The 15,221-nt window shown below is 64.7% G+C and carries 19 protein-coding genes; all 19 read left to right on the top strand.

Features of this window, described 5'->3' with window-relative positions; all coding sequences use genetic code 11:
* Positions 1–106 precede the first annotated feature (106 nt).
* Positions 107–670, top strand: a complete 564-nt coding sequence (locus ACOCG7_RS23895) for a MarR family transcriptional regulator (RefSeq protein ID WP_421380378.1) — start codon at positions 107–109, stop codon at positions 668–670.
* Positions 552–2,618, top strand: a complete 2,067-nt coding sequence (locus tag ACOCG7_RS23890) for a phage terminase large subunit family protein (protein ID WP_421380375.1) — start codon at positions 552–554, stop codon at positions 2,616–2,618. The genes ACOCG7_RS23895 and ACOCG7_RS23890 overlap by 119 nt, the downstream gene beginning before the upstream one ends.
* Positions 2,619–2,640: 22 nt before the next feature.
* Positions 2,641–2,847, top strand: a complete 207-nt coding sequence (locus ACOCG7_RS23885; protein ID WP_073429762.1) for a phage head-tail joining protein — start codon at positions 2,641–2,643, stop codon at positions 2,845–2,847.
* Entirely contained in the window at positions 2,844–4,358 is a 1,515-nt protein-coding gene (locus ACOCG7_RS23880) for a phage portal protein (protein ID WP_421380372.1), read from the top strand. Before ACOCG7_RS23885 ends, ACOCG7_RS23880 begins: the two co-directional genes overlap by 4 nt.
* Positions 4,345–5,502 carry a head maturation protease, ClpP-related gene (locus ACOCG7_RS23875; protein WP_421380369.1) on the top strand — a complete coding sequence of 386 codons (1,158 nt, stop codon included), beginning with the start codon at positions 4,345–4,347 and terminating at the stop codon, positions 5,500–5,502. Before ACOCG7_RS23880 ends, ACOCG7_RS23875 begins: the two co-directional genes overlap by 14 nt.
* 40 nt (positions 5,503–5,542) lie before the next feature.
* On the top strand, positions 5,543–5,887 hold the full coding sequence (locus ACOCG7_RS23870; RefSeq protein ID WP_310316448.1) for a head decoration protein: 345 nt from the start codon (positions 5,543–5,545) through the stop codon (positions 5,885–5,887).
* Positions 5,888–5,964: 77 nt separating this feature from the next.
* On the top strand, positions 5,965–6,960 hold the full coding sequence (locus ACOCG7_RS23865; protein ID WP_421380366.1) for a major capsid protein: 996 nt from the start codon (positions 5,965–5,967) through the stop codon (positions 6,958–6,960).
* A gap of 10 nt (positions 6,961–6,970) precedes the next feature.
* Positions 6,971–7,267 (top strand): head-tail joining protein, encoded by a 297-nt coding sequence (locus ACOCG7_RS23860; protein ID WP_083083960.1) that lies wholly within the window; start codon positions 6,971–6,973, stop codon positions 7,265–7,267.
* 13 nt (positions 7,268–7,280) lie between these two features.
* On the top strand, positions 7,281–7,820 hold the full coding sequence (locus ACOCG7_RS23855) for a phage tail protein (protein ID WP_421380363.1): 540 nt from the start codon (positions 7,281–7,283) through the stop codon (positions 7,818–7,820).
* Positions 7,810–8,337, top strand: a complete 528-nt coding sequence (locus ACOCG7_RS23850) for a hypothetical protein (RefSeq protein WP_421380360.1) — start codon at positions 7,810–7,812, stop codon at positions 8,335–8,337. Before ACOCG7_RS23855 ends, ACOCG7_RS23850 begins: the two co-directional genes overlap by 11 nt.
* Before the next feature lie 6 nt (positions 8,338–8,343).
* Entirely contained in the window at positions 8,344–9,027 is a 684-nt protein-coding gene (locus tag ACOCG7_RS23845; RefSeq protein ID WP_421380357.1) for a phage baseplate assembly protein V, read from the top strand.
* 75 nt (positions 9,028–9,102) lie between these two features.
* Positions 9,103–9,333, top strand: a complete 231-nt coding sequence (locus ACOCG7_RS23840; RefSeq protein WP_421380354.1) for a hypothetical protein — start codon at positions 9,103–9,105, stop codon at positions 9,331–9,333.
* Positions 9,334–9,335: 2 nt separating this feature from the next.
* Positions 9,336–9,692 (top strand): GPW/gp25 family protein, encoded by a 357-nt coding sequence (locus ACOCG7_RS23835; protein WP_083083957.1) that lies wholly within the window; start codon positions 9,336–9,338, stop codon positions 9,690–9,692.
* Positions 9,689–10,606: a baseplate assembly protein gene (locus ACOCG7_RS23830; RefSeq protein ID WP_421380351.1), complete on the top strand. Its 918-nt coding sequence runs from the start codon at positions 9,689–9,691 to the stop codon at positions 10,604–10,606. The genes ACOCG7_RS23835 and ACOCG7_RS23830 overlap by 4 nt, the downstream gene beginning before the upstream one ends.
* Positions 10,599–11,153, top strand: a complete 555-nt coding sequence (locus ACOCG7_RS23825) for a phage tail protein I (protein ID WP_421380348.1) — start codon at positions 10,599–10,601, stop codon at positions 11,151–11,153. The genes ACOCG7_RS23830 and ACOCG7_RS23825 overlap by 8 nt, the downstream gene beginning before the upstream one ends.
* A 12-nt stretch (positions 11,154–11,165) precedes the next feature.
* The gene (locus ACOCG7_RS23820; protein WP_421380345.1) at positions 11,166–13,052 is read left to right on the top strand and encodes a hypothetical protein; all 1,887 of its coding nucleotides are present in this window, start codon (positions 11,166–11,168) and stop codon (positions 13,050–13,052) included.
* Positions 13,053–13,223: 171 nt separating this feature from the next.
* Positions 13,224–13,553: a phage tail assembly chaperone gene (locus tag ACOCG7_RS23815; RefSeq protein WP_421380342.1), complete on the top strand. Its 330-nt coding sequence runs from the start codon at positions 13,224–13,226 to the stop codon at positions 13,551–13,553.
* A 42-nt stretch (positions 13,554–13,595) separates the two neighbouring features.
* The gene (locus ACOCG7_RS23810) at positions 13,596–13,913 is read left to right on the top strand and encodes a hypothetical protein (RefSeq protein ID WP_421380339.1); all 318 of its coding nucleotides are present in this window, start codon (positions 13,596–13,598) and stop codon (positions 13,911–13,913) included.
* Between the two features lie 134 nt (positions 13,914–14,047).
* Entirely contained in the window at positions 14,048–15,217 is a 1,170-nt protein-coding gene (locus ACOCG7_RS23805; protein ID WP_421380336.1) for a phage tail sheath subtilisin-like domain-containing protein, read from the top strand.
* The last annotated feature ends 4 nt before the right edge of the window (positions 15,218–15,221 follow it).

Genomic DNA, 15,221 nt, shown 5'->3' with positions numbered 1-15,221 from the left:
CGTCCGATATAGAACCGAAGGCGGGGACCCTGTGGGTACCGCAGCACACGGGGGCTCGCACCCGCGTTTTTTCTCTACTGGTGATTCCCCAGGGGGGGTCATATTCATGCCAACCCAACAGCAGATCGCCGATCACCTGGACCTCGACCAGTCGGCCGTGTCACGCCTCGTCGACAAACTCGGCATCGACTACCGGCAGGCGTCGGTGGACGACGTGCGCATCGCGTACATTCGCCACCTTCGTGAAATGGCGGCTGGTCGTGGCAGTAACACCGGGATCGATCTCGTCGCCGAGCGCGCGATGACGGAGCGGGTCGATCGCGAAATCAAATTGTTGACCCTCGCGGAAAAGAAAGGGCAACTCGTCAACGCGGAGCAGCTGGAACGGGCCTTCGGCCAGATGGTCGGCGCGTTCCGCTCGGACCTGCTGTCGCTGCCGGACAGGATCGCGCACGAGTTGCGCACGCTTTACGGGATCGACGTCGACGTCGAACTGCTGAATGAACACATCAATGGATGTCTCGAGCAGATGGCTCGATACGACGCAGACAGTGCGCGCAGTGATGCGGCGTCTGGCGAACCTGCTGAAGCCCGCCGAGAAGATCGGGACGACGCAGTGGGCCACGCGTTACCGCCGTCTGAGTGCGAAGGCGACGGCACGGCCCGGTAAATACAATCCGGACATCACGCCCTGGGTGCACGGCATGCATGCTGCGCTGGACGATCCGCGCGTGCAGAAGGTCGTGTGCATGAAGTCGGCGCAGGTGGCATGGACCGATGGCGTGCTGCTGAACTACATCGGCCGGCGCATCGACATCGATCCGTGCCCGATGATCATCATGTTCGCAAGGGAGAAGTCGGCGAAGGACTTCAATGATGAGAAATTCAAGCCGATGGTCGAGGTCACCCCCCGATTGCGGGACAAGCTGCCGGCGCATGCGGGTCGCGCCCGCGACGAACGATGGGACAACAAGGTATTTGCGAGCGGCTTTCTGAAATTCATTACGTCGAACTCGGCGTCGAGCGTGAAGTCGACGCCCGCGCCGGTGGTGGCCGTGGAAGAGCCCGACGAAACCAACGAGAACGTTCGCGAGCAGGGCGATTCCATCACGCTGCTCGAGGAGCGCACCAAGAGCTATTCGAACAGCCGTCGCAAGGTCATCTTTGGCGGCACACCGACGATCGAGGGCTTCTCGCGCATCGCGCAGGCCTATGAGTCGTCGGACCAGCGCCGGTATCTGGTGCCGTGTCCGGATTGCGGCGAAGAGCACGAACTGGCTTGGGATAACGTCACGTGGTTGGAGAATGCCGAGAAGCCGCACGAGGTGTTCGGGCTGGCCACGCCCGAGTCCGCGCGTTACGCGTGCCCGTTCTGCGGCAGTCTGTGGGATGACACCGCGCGCTTTCGCGCGGTGCGGCGCGGGCGGTGGGTGGCGACCGCCGCGTTTCACGGCGTCGCCGGCTTCCGTCTGAACGAGCTCGTGTCGCCGTTTCCCGGCTCGCGCCTCGCGGAGCTCGTCAAGAAGCGGCTCGTTGCGGAAAAAGCGCTGCGCGCGGGCGACGACACGAAGATGCGCTCGTTCGTGAACAACACCGAGGGGCGCCCGTACCGATACGAGAGCGACATTCCGGAGATCGATCTGCTCGCCGAGCGTGCGCTCGACTACGACGTCTTCACCGTACCGGCCGGCGCACTGGTGCTCACCGCCGGCATTGACGTGCAGCACGACCGGATTGCGATCGTGCTGCGCGCGTGGGGGCGCGGCGAAGAAAGCTGGCTGGTGCTGTGGGATGAAATCTACGGCAACGTGCTCGAGCAGGGCACCGATCCGATGGTCGGTGGCGTATGGGGCGCACTGACCGATCTGATCACGCAGGGCTACCGGCACGCGAACGGCTGGGTGCTGCGCGTGAAGGCGGCGTCGATCGACTCGTCGGACGGCTCGACGTCGGATGCGGTCTATCGCTATGTGCGCGTCGCGCAGAAGCGCGGCATCAACATCATGGCGATCAAGGGCGCAAAGCAGATCGATGCGGAAATATTCAGCGTGCCGAAGGCGCCCGTCGACTCGGTGCGTAATAACAGCAAGGCGGCGAAGTACGGGTTGCGCCCGTACATGGTCGGTGTGAGCAAGGCCAAGGATCTGATTCTCGACAACCGGCTCAAACTCGAAGACGACGGCGCCGGCCGCATGCACTGGTACCGGGGCGTGCGTGCCGACTACCTGCAGCAGCTCACCGCCGAAGTGAAGGTGCCGGGGCGTACCGGCAGCAAACGCATCTGGCAGAAGAAGGCCGGTGCACGTAACGAGGCGCTCGATTGCGAAGTCTACGCGTTGCACGCGGCGCGCAGCATCAAGACGCACCTCATGACCGAAGCGCACTGGATGATCGAGCAGCATCGACTGTCGCAGGTATCGCTGTTCGACACGGTGCCGGTTGCCACCGGTTTGCCGGCGGTGGCAGAAATGGAACCGCCACCGGATCCGCCGACGGCCGCAGCCACACCCACACGCGCACCCGCACCACGCAACACACCCGAAACCCCGCCGCCGAGCGGGGTTTCGCGCATTCAGGGCCGGCGAACGGCGCGGTCAACGTATCTGAAGCGCCGGTAGCAGCACATCACAGGAGCACGGTATGGCCTACACAGCGGCGGATCTCGCCCGCATCCAGTCCGCGATCGCGAAGGGCGAACTCGAAGTCCAGTACGCAGACCGCAAGGTCCGTTACCGGTCGATCGCGGAACTGCGTGAAGCGCAGACCGAGATTGTGCGCGCGCTCGATCGTGCGAATCCGCGCTCGCGTGTGTTTCGCCTGCGGCACGGCGGCAAGGGGGTGCGATGAAGCCTTCCTATCCGTCACTCGCGAAGCGCGGCTTCGTGATGCCGACACGCCTGAAGGCTGCAGCGTACGAGGCCGCCAGCTCGGCCGGTGCACGAGCCCGATCGTGGCAGACGTCAGGCGCCGGACCGAATGCGGCGGCGGTGCAGAACCTGCCGCTCATTCGCAGCCGGGCGCGGGACGCGATCCGCAATGACCCGTGGGCGAAGACGGCGATCGCGCGGCTGGTGTCGAACACGATCGGCACAGGCATCCAGCCGCATCCGCAGCATCCGGATCCCGCTGTCCGGCGACAGCAGAAGCAGCTGTGGGACGACTGGATCGGCGAGTCCGACGCGGACGGCCTGCTCGATTTTTATGGTCAGCAGACGCTCGCGGCGCGCGCATTCTTCGGCGACGGCGAGGTGCTGGTGCGCCGGCGCATGCGTCACCCCGACGACGGGCTACCGGTGCCGCTGCAGCTTCAGGTGATGGAGGGCGATCTGTTGCCGGTCGAAAAAAACGAACTGCGGCCGGATGGTGGCGAGATCATCAACGGCGTGGAATACGACGCGGATGACCGACGGGTTGCCTATCACCTGCTGCGTCGTCACCCGGGCGAATACAACCGGATGGCGAGTGGGGGTCTCATGACCGTGCCGGTTCCGGCGGACGACGTGGCACACGTATTCCAGCCGCTGCGCGCCGGGCAGGTGCGCGGCGTGCCGGAGCTGTCGACCGTGCTGCTGCGGTTGCACTCGCTCGATAACTTCGACGACGCGGTGCTGTTCCGGCAGGAAATCAGCAACCTGTTCGCGGGCTTCCTCGTCAAGCCGAACGCAGAGCCCGGTCTCACCGGCGATCCGGTGACGGGCGAGGGGCTGGTTTTTGATTCGGACGGTTTCTCGCCAGTGGTGTCACTGGAACCCGGCACGGTGCAGGAACTGGCGCCGGGCGAGGACATGCGGTTCGCAACGCCGCCCGGCGCCGGAGCCGATTACGGCCCGTTCATGCGTCAGCAGCTGATGGCCGCCGCGGCATCGGTCGGCATGCCGTACGAGATTCTCACGGGCGACCTGCGTGAGGTGGGCGACCGCGTGCTGCGGGTGCTGCTCAACGAATTCCGGCGCTCGATCGAGCAGCTGCAGTGGAACATTTTCATTCACCAGTATTGCCGCCGCGCGTGGGCGTGGTGGGTTGATGCATGCGCACTGTCGGGCGCCATGCCGATGCCGGACTTTCATCGCACACGGCGTGAATACCTGCGCGTGCGCTGGGTGCCGCAGGGCTGGCCGTACATCCACCCGGTGCAGGACGTGAACGCGCAGAAGCTGGCGATCCGCTCGGGGCTGACGAGCCGCTCGGCGTCGATCCTCAAACAGGGCGAAGACCCGGAACAGGTCGATGGAGAAAACGCCGCTGACAACGCGCGGGCCGATGCGCTTGGCCTGCGTTACGACACCGATCCCCGCTCGCGCGACATCGCGGGGGATATCGCACATTCAAAGGCAGGAACCGTAGATGAAAAACCGTAAGTGGTGGGACATCAGGGCGATGACGAACGCGCAGGGCGCCGCCGTCGCCGAGATCCGGATCTATGACGAGATCGGATTCTGGGGCACCGATGCAAAGACCTTTATCGCGCAGCTAGATGCCGCCGCAGCGAGCGCGACAGAGCTGATCGTCGCCGTGAATTCGCCGGGTGGCGACGTGTTCGATGCCTTCGCGATTTACAACGCGCTGAGACGGTACGCCGGCAAGGTCACTGCGCGCGTCGATGGCGTGGCGGCGTCCGCAGCAGGGCTGGTGGTGATGGCGGGCGACCAGGTCGTGATGCCTGAAAACGCGATGCTGATGATTCACATCCCGTGGACGATTGCGCTCGGCTCGGCGGCGGATCTGCGCAGCACGGCCGACATGATGGACAAGGCGCGCGACGGGATTCTCGCGGCGTACCGGCGCAAGAGCGGCCAGACGGACGAGGAGCTGACCGCGATGATGGATGCGGAGACGTGGCTCACGGCGCTTGAGGCGCAGTCGCTGGGTTTCTGCGATGTGATCGAGGAGCCGGTGCGACTCGCCGCGTCGACGAATGCGGCCGGCCTGCTTGCCCGCTTCAGGAATCCGCCCGAGCCGGTGCAGGCGCTGGTCGAAGGCGATGGTGATGCGCCACCTGCAGATCCACCGGCCAATGATCCGCCCGTCGATGATTCTCCGCCGCCGGAGTCGGCTACTACGCCGCCTCCGCCCGAACCCGCGCCCCCTGAGCCGGCGCTGACGCAGGAAGAGCCGGGCGTGCTGGCCGCCCACGTGTTCAACGCCTGCCGTGCGGCGAACCTGTCCATGTGCGCGGAAAGCATCGTCACGCTCACCGCCTTGAAGGACCGCGCCACGATCGACGCAGCAATCCGGAACGCGACCGACATTGCCGGCCTGTGTCTGGCGGCGAAGCTGCCGGAGCTCACCGCGCAGTTCGTGGGCGATGGGCTCAATCCGGACCAGGTGCGTGCGCGCCTGTTCGATCGCGTCATGCAGAGCCAGCCGCGTGTGAATAACCGGCAGCAGCCGGTCCCGCATGACGCCGGCCGGTCTGTGCTGGGTACGACGCAGGGTGCGACGCCGGGTCCGAAGGCGTCGTCGATCTACGCCGCCCGCAAGGGCGTCGCAAAGTCACTTTGATAACGGCCTATTCATATCAGGCGCACACAGGAGCAACGGTATGACCACCATCAAGACGCAGGGCATGAACACCCGCGAGTTTCTTCTTTCTGAAGGCGCGGGCCGCATCTCGCGCGAGCAGATCGTCGTCGTCAAGGGCGACGCACTGCCGGCGGGGCAACTGCTCGGCACGACCGGCACCGGCGAATATGCGCCGTATGACAACACGGCAACCGATGGTTCGGAGATCGCGACCGCGATCCTGTACGGCCCGCTTGCGGCGTCAACGGACCCGCGTCCGGCCGTCGGCATCGTGCGACTCGCGGAGGTCGCCGAAGCCCGCCTCACGGGACTCGATGCCGCCGCGCGCAGCGATCTCGCCGCGCACTACGTGATCGTCCGCTAAACCCCGCCGTCCTTTCGACAATCCGGCCGTCGCTGAACCTCGACGGCTGCCTGCATACACATTCCAGGAGAACCCTTATGGCGGATATCGCCCTTCTCAACGACGACGCGTTCTCGCTGTCGTCGCTCAGCGCTGCGATCAACGAGCAGCCGCAGGTGCCCAGCCGGCTCGCTACCCTCGGCCTCTTCGAGGAAGAGGGCATCACGACTACCGTGGTGCAGATCGAGCGCGACGGCGACACGCTGGCACTGGTGCCGACCGGCCAGCGTGGCGCTTCCGGCGCTGTCGTCGTCGGCAGCAAGCGCAACATGATTCCGTTCAATACGGTTCACCTGCCGCAGCGCGCGACGATCGGCGCCGACGAGATCCAGAACCTGCGGGCGTTCGGCTCTGAGACCGAGCTCGAAGCGATCCAGACCGTGATCAACAAACGCCTCGCCAAGATGCGCCGCCAGCTCGACGCGACGCACGAATTCCACCGCATCGGCGCGGTCAAGGGGCTGATTCTCGACGCCGACGGCAAGTCGGTCGTGGCGGACCTGCTCGAGCGCTTCGGCATCCAGCAGACGGTGATCAGTTTCGAACTGGGCAAGGCCGACACCGAGGTGCGCCTCAAGTGCGCGGATCTGCTCGATGCGGTCGAGGATGCGCTGGGCAATACGCCCTTTACCGGCGTGCGTGTGCTGTGCGGCCGAAACTTCTGGAACCGTCTCATTGTGCTGAAATCGGTGAAGGAAACCTACCTCAATACGGCGATGGCCTCGGCGCTGCGAGGCGACCCGCGCGACACGTTCGAATTCGGCGGCTGCACCTTCGAGCGCTATCGCGGTCGCGTCGGCGACATCGGCTATGTGGCTGACGATGAAGCGTGGGCCGTGCCGGAGGGCGTGCCGGATCTCTTCATTACGCGTTTTGCGCCGGCGGACTATATGGAGACCGTCAACACGAACGGCCTGCCGTATTACGCGAAGCAGGAGCTGATGGATTTCGGCAAGGGCGTCGAGCTCGAAGCGCAGTCCAATCCGATCCACCTGTGCACGCGTCCGAAGGCCGTCATCAAGCTGACGGTCTGAGGAGACACATATGGCGTTCCGTGATCTGGTCGCGGACCTCGATGATGCCGTGATCCGCGATCTGGCCGACGACGACATCACCGTCGACGGCGAGCCGCTGCGCGGCATGTTCGCCGCGCCGTGGCTCGGTCCGGATCTCGGCCGGCAGCGCACGCAGCTCGAGCATCCGCAGGTGAGCGTGCGCGATGCGGACGCCGTCGCGATCCGCGAGGGCAGTATCGTGACGGTCGGCGTCGACGAATATGTGGTGTTCGAACTGCAACCTGACGGCACCGGCTGGACCGTGCTGCTGTTAAGACCCCGTTGATGAGGCTGCGTTGATGGATGCACTGAAGGTCGAGATCGATATCAGGGAAGTGACCGCCGCGCTGCAGGGGCTATCCCCGTCCGCCATGCAGGCTGCGTGGCGTCGCACGCTGCGCAAGACTGCGACGTGGATCAAAAGCCAGACAGGCAAGGAAGTGTCCCGCGGCACGCAGATCCCGCAGAAAGTGATCCGCAGCCGGCTGTACTTCTTCATGCGTTCGGCCGATACCGGCAAGGTGTGGCTCGGGCTGAATCCGGTTGAGGCCCACCGGCTGGGTTCCGTACGCGAAACGAAAAAAGGCATACGTGCGGGGCGCTTCACGTTCGACAGCGCATGGCGGCAGACGAAGGCGAAACCGGACGGGCCGATCTACCAGCGCACCGGCAAGGCCCGCACGCCGTTCGAGGTCGTGACGGTGAACTGGTCGAAGACCGGCGACCCGGCGTTCCGCCGGGCGGCCCAGATGTGCGAGGCGCGACTGATGGTCATCCTGAAGCAGGAAGTGAACTACGAAATCCACAAGGTCATTGGAGGTATCCGGCGTGCCCGATAACCTGAAAACGCTGCACGACGCGATGATCGCGGGCCTGCGTACCGCGCTGCCCGATATCTCGCCGATCGATGCGTACCCGCGCATCGGCCGGAAGATTCCGACGCCGAGCATTGCGCTCGAGCTGTCGGAAATGGAGCCGGGACATGATCCGGGTACCGGTCAGACGTCGCTGATCGGGCGCTTCCAGGCGCGGGCGATCTGCGATCCGCTTGGCGCCCATGCGGATCTCGCGGTGCGCCAGCTGGCCGCGCGTATCGCGTGTGCGGTGCACGCGCAGACGTGGGGTGTGCCGGTGACGCCGGCGAGGCTCGTGCAGATCGGCGACGATCCGTTCAAGCCGGAGCTCGACGCGTATCTCGTCTGGCTCGTCGAGTGGACACACGAGTTTGATCTTGGCGATGTGGCGGCGCCGTTTCCGTCCGCGGGCTCCGCTGTGCTGTGGGGCGTCGATCCTGACACGGGCACCGCGCCGGGCGCAGAGTACGCGGACCCGGCACAGGATCTTTCCGGGGAATAGCGAGGCATGAGCGACTACGAGATTGGCGAGATCGATCGCCTGATCGCGAGCATCGTGCAGGCGGGCTATATCGACGATGTGCAGTACGATCCGCCGCGCTGCCGGGTTCGCAACGGCGAGTGGGTCAGTGCGCTCCTTCCGTGGAAGACATTTGCGGCCGGGCGGGTCAGGACGTGGTGCCCGCCCTCGGTCGGCGAGCAGGCCGTCGTGCTCGCGCCGTCGGGCACGCTTGCCGGCGCGTTCGTGCTGGCCGGCTTCTACAGCGACACGCACGGCGGGGCCAACGGCAGTGCCGCGAACCTGACGGCGACCGACTGGCCGGACGGCGCGCACGAACACTATGACCACGATGCGCACGAATACGTTCTGTCGGTGCCGGCTGGTGGCCGGATCGTTTTCCGCATCGGTGACACGCAGATTGAACTGACGGCGGACGGCATCACGCAGAGTGCGCCGAAGCTGCTCGTCGATGCGCCGGATTCAACCTTCACCGGCAACAGCACGACACAGAAACGCCTGACGTTCCTGGGCGGCATGACGGGCAGCAACGCGACAGGCGGTCCCGCATCCGAGATCGACGGCGACGCGAGCTTCACCGGCACCGTGAAATCGAAGGGCGTTTCGCTGCCGGATCACATACACATGGTGAAGCAGGAGGGTGCGCCGACGGACCCGCCCTTGAAAGAGTAGGGCGCCACACCGAAGCGTTCATGAAAGTTACTTTGGCCTCGCCTTTGCGCGAGGCTTTTTTGCTGGAGTTTCGATATGCCGCAAGACGAAGCAAATCCGTTGCCGGCCCGGCTCGCCTCGGCAAGCGCCACGGCCGGCAGGGTGTCCGTCACTTTCCGCGACAAAGCGTTCAGGTCGCGCACGCTGGTGTTTGCCGACGACAGCACGCTTGCCGTCGAAAAGGGTCACGTAATGGCTACCACGCAGGAACACGTGGTGGCACTTGACCGCCATCCCGACTTCGAACGCGTCGCGGACGGAGCCTGACGATGGGCGTAAGCACAGGAACAGGTCCGGCGCTGGTCGGCATGGACCGGCACACGGGGCGGCCCATCACGGGACTCGCGCACCTGAAGCAGAGCATCGGCGACATTCTCTCCACCCGCAAGGGCACCCGGCGCGAACGGCCCGAATACGGCTCCGATATTCCCCGAATGGTCGATCTGCCGGTCTCGCGCGGGTGGATCTCGGCCGTACAGGCGGAAGCCGCGCGGGCCATCGGGCGGTGGGAGCCGCGCCTGACGTTATCGCGCGTGAGCGTCGTGTCCGTGATCGAGGGCAAGGTGACGTTGCGCATTCAGGGCGTCTACGAGGGCGACGGGACCCTCTTCGAGGTAAGCACATGACAACCATTGACCTGACCGCGATCGAAGCACCGGATGTCGTCGAGACGCTCGACTTCGAGGACATCTATGCGGAGCTCGTCGAAGACTTCAAGGGACGTTATGCCGACTGGAATGCGGTGCTCGAGTCCGACCCGGTGGTGAAGCTGCTGGAGCTGTCGGCCTATCGCGAGGTGCGTTTCCGGGCACGGGTCAATGATGCGGCGCGCTCGGTCATGCTCGCCTTTGCATCGGGCACGACGCTGGAACATCTGGCCGCGCTCTTCGGCATCCGCCGGCTGGCGATTACAGCCGACGCGCAGACCGATGATGCGCAACTCGAGCAGGACGACGACCTGCGCGCGCGCACGCAGCTTGCCCCACAGGGCTATTCGGTGGCGGGGCCGGAGGGCGCGTACCGCTCGCATGCGTTAAACGCCGACGGCCGTGTGCTGTCGGTGTCGGTCATCAGTCCCGCGCCGTGCGAGATTCTCGTCACGATCCTTTCGCGCGAGGGCGACGGCACGGCGAGCGACGAACTGGTACAGATCGTCAGCAACGCGCTGCGCTCCGATGACGTGCGACCGCTCGCCGACCGGGTCACGGTGCGCAGCGCCGAGGTGATCCACTACGCGATCCGCGCGACGCTCAGGTTCTTTGCCGGTCCTGACCGGGCGGTCGTGCTCGCGGAATCGAAGCGGCGTGCGAAGAAGTATGCCGACGACATGCACCGGCTCGACATGGAGGTGACACCGGACGGGCTGTACGCGGCGATCCGCGTGGCCGGTGTGCAGAAAGTCATTCTCGAAACACCCGCTGACGGCATCCCCGTGACGAAACAGCAGGCCACGTTCTGCACGGGCATCGAGCTGATCGACGGTGGCGTGTATGACGGCGCGGTGACTGGCGAAACACAGAACGGAGGTGCCGGTGAGTAACCTGCTGCCGTCGAACGCGACGCCGCTCGAGCGCAGCCTCGCGGCGACCAGCGCGCGCGCCTTCGAGGTGCCTTCGCCGCTTGCCGACCTGATGAATCCCGACACGATTCCGCTTGCGCTCCTGCCGTGGCTTGCGTGGCATCTGGGCGTGGACACGTGGAAGGACTACTGGCCCGAGCAGGTCAAGCGCGCGCGGGTAAAAGCGGCGATTCCGATCGCGCGCAGGAAGGGGACGGCGGCAGCGGTGCGCGAGGTCGTGGCGACCTTCGGCGCGAACATCGCCATGCGGGAATGGTTCGAGATGGAGCCGCCAGGCGCGCCCGGCACGTTCGAGATTGTCATGACGGTCAGCGCGCGCGACGGGATGCCGGCGACGGCCGCCTATGTCGCGGACATCATCGCGGAGATCGAACGCTCGAAGCGTGCGAGCGCGCATTACACCTTCACGCAGGGTCTGTCGATGCAGGGCACGCAGCAGGTCGCGGCGGCCGTACAGCCGGCCCTCTATCGACGTATTCAACTGACTGATCAATCCACCGATAGCTGAGGATAGCTGAGCATGGCCGGAAGCCTCATTACCATTACCGACGCCGGGCGCGCAGCACTGGTCGCCCCCGGCAACGCGGGCACCAGAGCACACAGGATCGTCGAGATCGGACTGGCGAGCGCCGCTTTCGTGGCCGACCGGTCGATGAAAGCGTTGCCCAGCGAGCGCAAGCGCATCACGACGTTTGCCGGCGAAAACGTCGCGCCTGACACAATTCACGTGACACTGCGCGATGACACGACGGACCAGTATCCGCTCTACGGGTTCGGCCTCTACCTCGAAGACGGCTTGCTCGCGGCGCTCTACGGTCAGGCGACGCCCATCATGGAGAAGTCGCCGGAGGCGCTGGTGCTGCTTTCGGCCGACATCCAGTTCACCACGATCGACGCGGCGCAGCTCGTGTTTGGCGAGACGAGCTTCACGAACCCGCCCGCGACGACTGAACGGCAGGGCGTGGTGGAGCTGGCGACCAGCGCCGAGACGATCGCGGGTACGGATACGCAGCGCGCCGTGACGCCCGCGGGCCTCACGGCAGCAATTGGCCCGGCCATCGCGGGCAAGTCCGACAAGGGTCACAAACACGTCATTTCCGATGTCGACGGGCTGCAGAGCGCACTCGACGCCCGGCTTGGCGTTGGCGGAGGCGAAGTGAGCGGCGCTGTGCGGTTGAAGTCGGCCAGCCAGTACAGTCCGCAACTGATCCTCGACGCGAACGGCTACGCCCCTTTTCTGCGCTCGAACTCGATCGCAAGAACGCTTGAAGCGGTGAATGCGGCAAATACCGCACTCAATGTGAGCCTGGACGATAACGGCGTGCTGTCGCTGCCGCGTGCGCGCCCGAGCTGGGCGGGCTATACGCCCTGGGATAGCGGCAACCTGAACCCGTACACGAAGGCGGGTGGCGAACTGAATGGTAATGCCGCCTTCCAGACGCGATCGGGTTATGGCGTTGACGTGTTCCGCGCGCTCGCGGCTGATGGTACCGGCATCGGCGGCGCCTACGCTGCATGGAACACGACGCGCGCACCGGCGCTACAGATAGACGCGCCGGCCTCGACCTCGGCCTATATGGGTCTGCGCTGGACGCGTCAGGGCGGCCGGCACCTCGCGGCAATCGACGCCTATGAAGGCGGTAGCGCCACGAGCGCGCCGCGCATCGACTTTCATGTTGATGGCCAGCAGAACGCCTGGTCATTTGGCCGCACGGACATTGCACGAGGGGCCGGCGGCACCGTCTACGGCACATGGAATTTCGACCCGGCCACGCGCGTGTACAAGGAAGGCGACACGATGCGCAATGTGCTGAATGTCACCAACTCGAACAACGATCTGAATGGGTATCAGTCGACGATCTATCCCGGCGCGGTGAAGCTTAACCAGTGGGATTACGGCCCTTACATTGATATGGCACGCGCTCGCGACCAGGACTATCGCTGGCGCATGCACTACAACATCAGCAATGAAAATCTGGAGTTCCTTGCAAACGGCGGGCAAAACGTCCAGTTCACGCGTGACGGCAACATCTATAGCGGCGGTCGCGGTTATGTGTGGGACGCAATCACCGCACGCGCGCCGATCCGCAACGGCAATGCCGGATACGGCTATGTCATTTCCGACACTGGCAATGTCATAACGATTAACTGGGACGGCAACTTCAATTCCTATGTTGATGGCCAGTATCAGGGTGCGCTCATCACGCACACCAATTTCGGTAACTGGTGCGCGCCTCGCTCGATCGTTGATTACGGCGGGGTCGGTTCTTACACGATAAGCACGCAATACCACACCCCGACGCAAAACGGCCTCTATAACCTCACGGGATTCGGTGGCACATGGCGTTGCATGGGGCCGGGCCTCGGCGGGAGCAATAACGACGCGCTCTATGTGCGTATCAGCTAAGGAACGAAACGAATGTCTATCCCTGTACTCGTCGACGCAACACCACCGGGCGATACACCGATGCCTTTCGCAATCGGCACCGTCGCGGACCCGCGATGGGAGAACGCAGAAAAGACCGCCATTACATGCCGCGTCACGTTTCCGAATCATCCCGCCGGCGTCACTGAGCCGATGCCTTTCACGGCTTACCCGAATGACGCAGAAGCCCACGGCCGCGAGATTTTCTATCGCTGCGTGCAAGGCGATTTCGGCCCGATCGCCGACTGGATGCCGCCCTCGGCTGACGAGCTGGCGACGAGGGCCAGAAGCGAGCGCGACGCGCTGCTGTCCGGCACGCAATGGCTCGTCGACCGACACCGCGACGAGCTGGACGACGGTGCTGCGACGACGCTTTCAGCCGACCTGTTCGCGGCCCTGCAGGCGTATCGCCGGGCCTTGCGAGGCATCACCGGCCAACCCGGTTTCCCGGCCTCGATCACCTGGCCCGTTTCCCCGCTTTAACACCCAGGCTTTAACACCCGATACCAACCCGGAGCAACAGACATGGCACTGAAGAAAACCGTATTGATTGCCGCTATTGGCGTGCCGGCCTCGCATCACATTGTGCGACGTATTACCGCCGACCTGCCCGGCAAAACGAGTGCGATCGAGGTCGCGAGTTTCTACAACGCGGAAGTCGCCGAACGTGGCGCCCAGTCAATCGGCACTGCGACCATTCTCGTCGACGAACTGCCGGCCAAGGGCGACGAGCTGACGGCATTCGCCGAGCGCGCGCTGTCGGCGCCGATGCCGACCGATCCGGCTTACGCCTCGCAGGCACAGGCGAACCGCTACCTTTTTGCCGACGCGGAAATCGTTTAAGCCGCAGCGTTCCCTTCCGGTTTAACCGGATCCGGTAGTAGCAGGGGAAACCGCCGCTCATCACACTGAGCCCCACCATCATGGACCGCCCTGGAGAGCTTTCAGGGTGGTCCATTTTTCCATCGAGGGATTTAATGGGTGCAACATCGTTTTTCCACGGCGTGACCGTGTCGCTGGTCGACACCGGGCCGCGCACCATCGCCGTGCCGAGCTCGTCGATCGTCGGCATGGTCAACACCTACACGCCCGGCGCGGATCGGGCCGCGCCCAATGTGCCCGTCCAGCTGACAAGCTACCGCGAGGCGGTCGCCGCGTTCGGCGAAGGCAGTGCGATTGCGAAAGCGGCCCGAGCAATCTATGCGCAGAGTACGGCGGTGATTGTTGCCACCGGCGTGCCTGCCGGCGGCGAGCCGGCAGCGCTTACTTCGGCGATCATCGGTGGCGTGAGTGCCGGTGGCGCACGCACCGGCCTGCAGTCGCTGCTCGATGCGAAGTCGAAATACAACGTGCAGCCGCGCCTGCTGCTGACACCTGGCTTCTCGTCGACGCAGGCGGTCGCGACCGCGATGGATTCGCTGGCCGGCAAACTCCGCGCGATCGGCATCATCGACGGACCGAACACCGACGACGAAGCGGCGATCGCCTACGCGCAGAACTTCGGCAGCAAGCGGCTCTATATGGTCGATCCCGGTGCGACGATGTGGGACACGACCGCCAATGCCGACGTCGATGCACCGGCTTCGTCGTATGCGGCGGGTCTCTTCTGCCAGACCGACGCGAACATCGGTTTCTGGGCGTCGCCATCGAACAGGGAAATCACCGATATCACCGGCACGAAGCGGCCGATCGAATTTCTCGACGGCGACGAGACGTGCCGCGCGAATCTGCTGAATAACGCGAACATCGCGACGATCATCCGCGACGGCGGCTATCGCCTGTGGGGCAACCGGACGCTCTCAAGCGACGCGAAATGGAAGTTCGTCACGCGCGTGCGCACGCTCGACATCGTGATGGATGCGGTGCTGGCCGGCCACAAGTGGGCGGTCGACCGCGGCATTACGGCCACGTACGTGAAGGACGTTACCGAAGGCCTGCAGGCGTTCATGCGCGATCTGAAGAACAAGGGCGCGCTGATCAACTTCGAGGTGTATGCGGACCCGGAGCTCAATACCGCGACGCAGCTCGAGGACGGCAAGGTGTACTGGAACATCCGCTTCACCGACGTGCCGCCGGCCGAGAACCCCAACTTCCGCTTCGAGGTCACCAACCAGTGGCTGACCGAAGTGCTCGATACCAATCCATGAGAGG

It is taken from the genome of Paraburkholderia sp. DD10 (genome assembly GCF_049177125.1).
Lineage (GTDB): Bacteria > Pseudomonadota > Gammaproteobacteria > Burkholderiales > Burkholderiaceae > Paraburkholderia > Paraburkholderia terricola.
The sequence above is the reverse complement of the archived record's forward strand: the minus strand, read 5'-3'. Positions and strand labels throughout refer to the sequence as shown.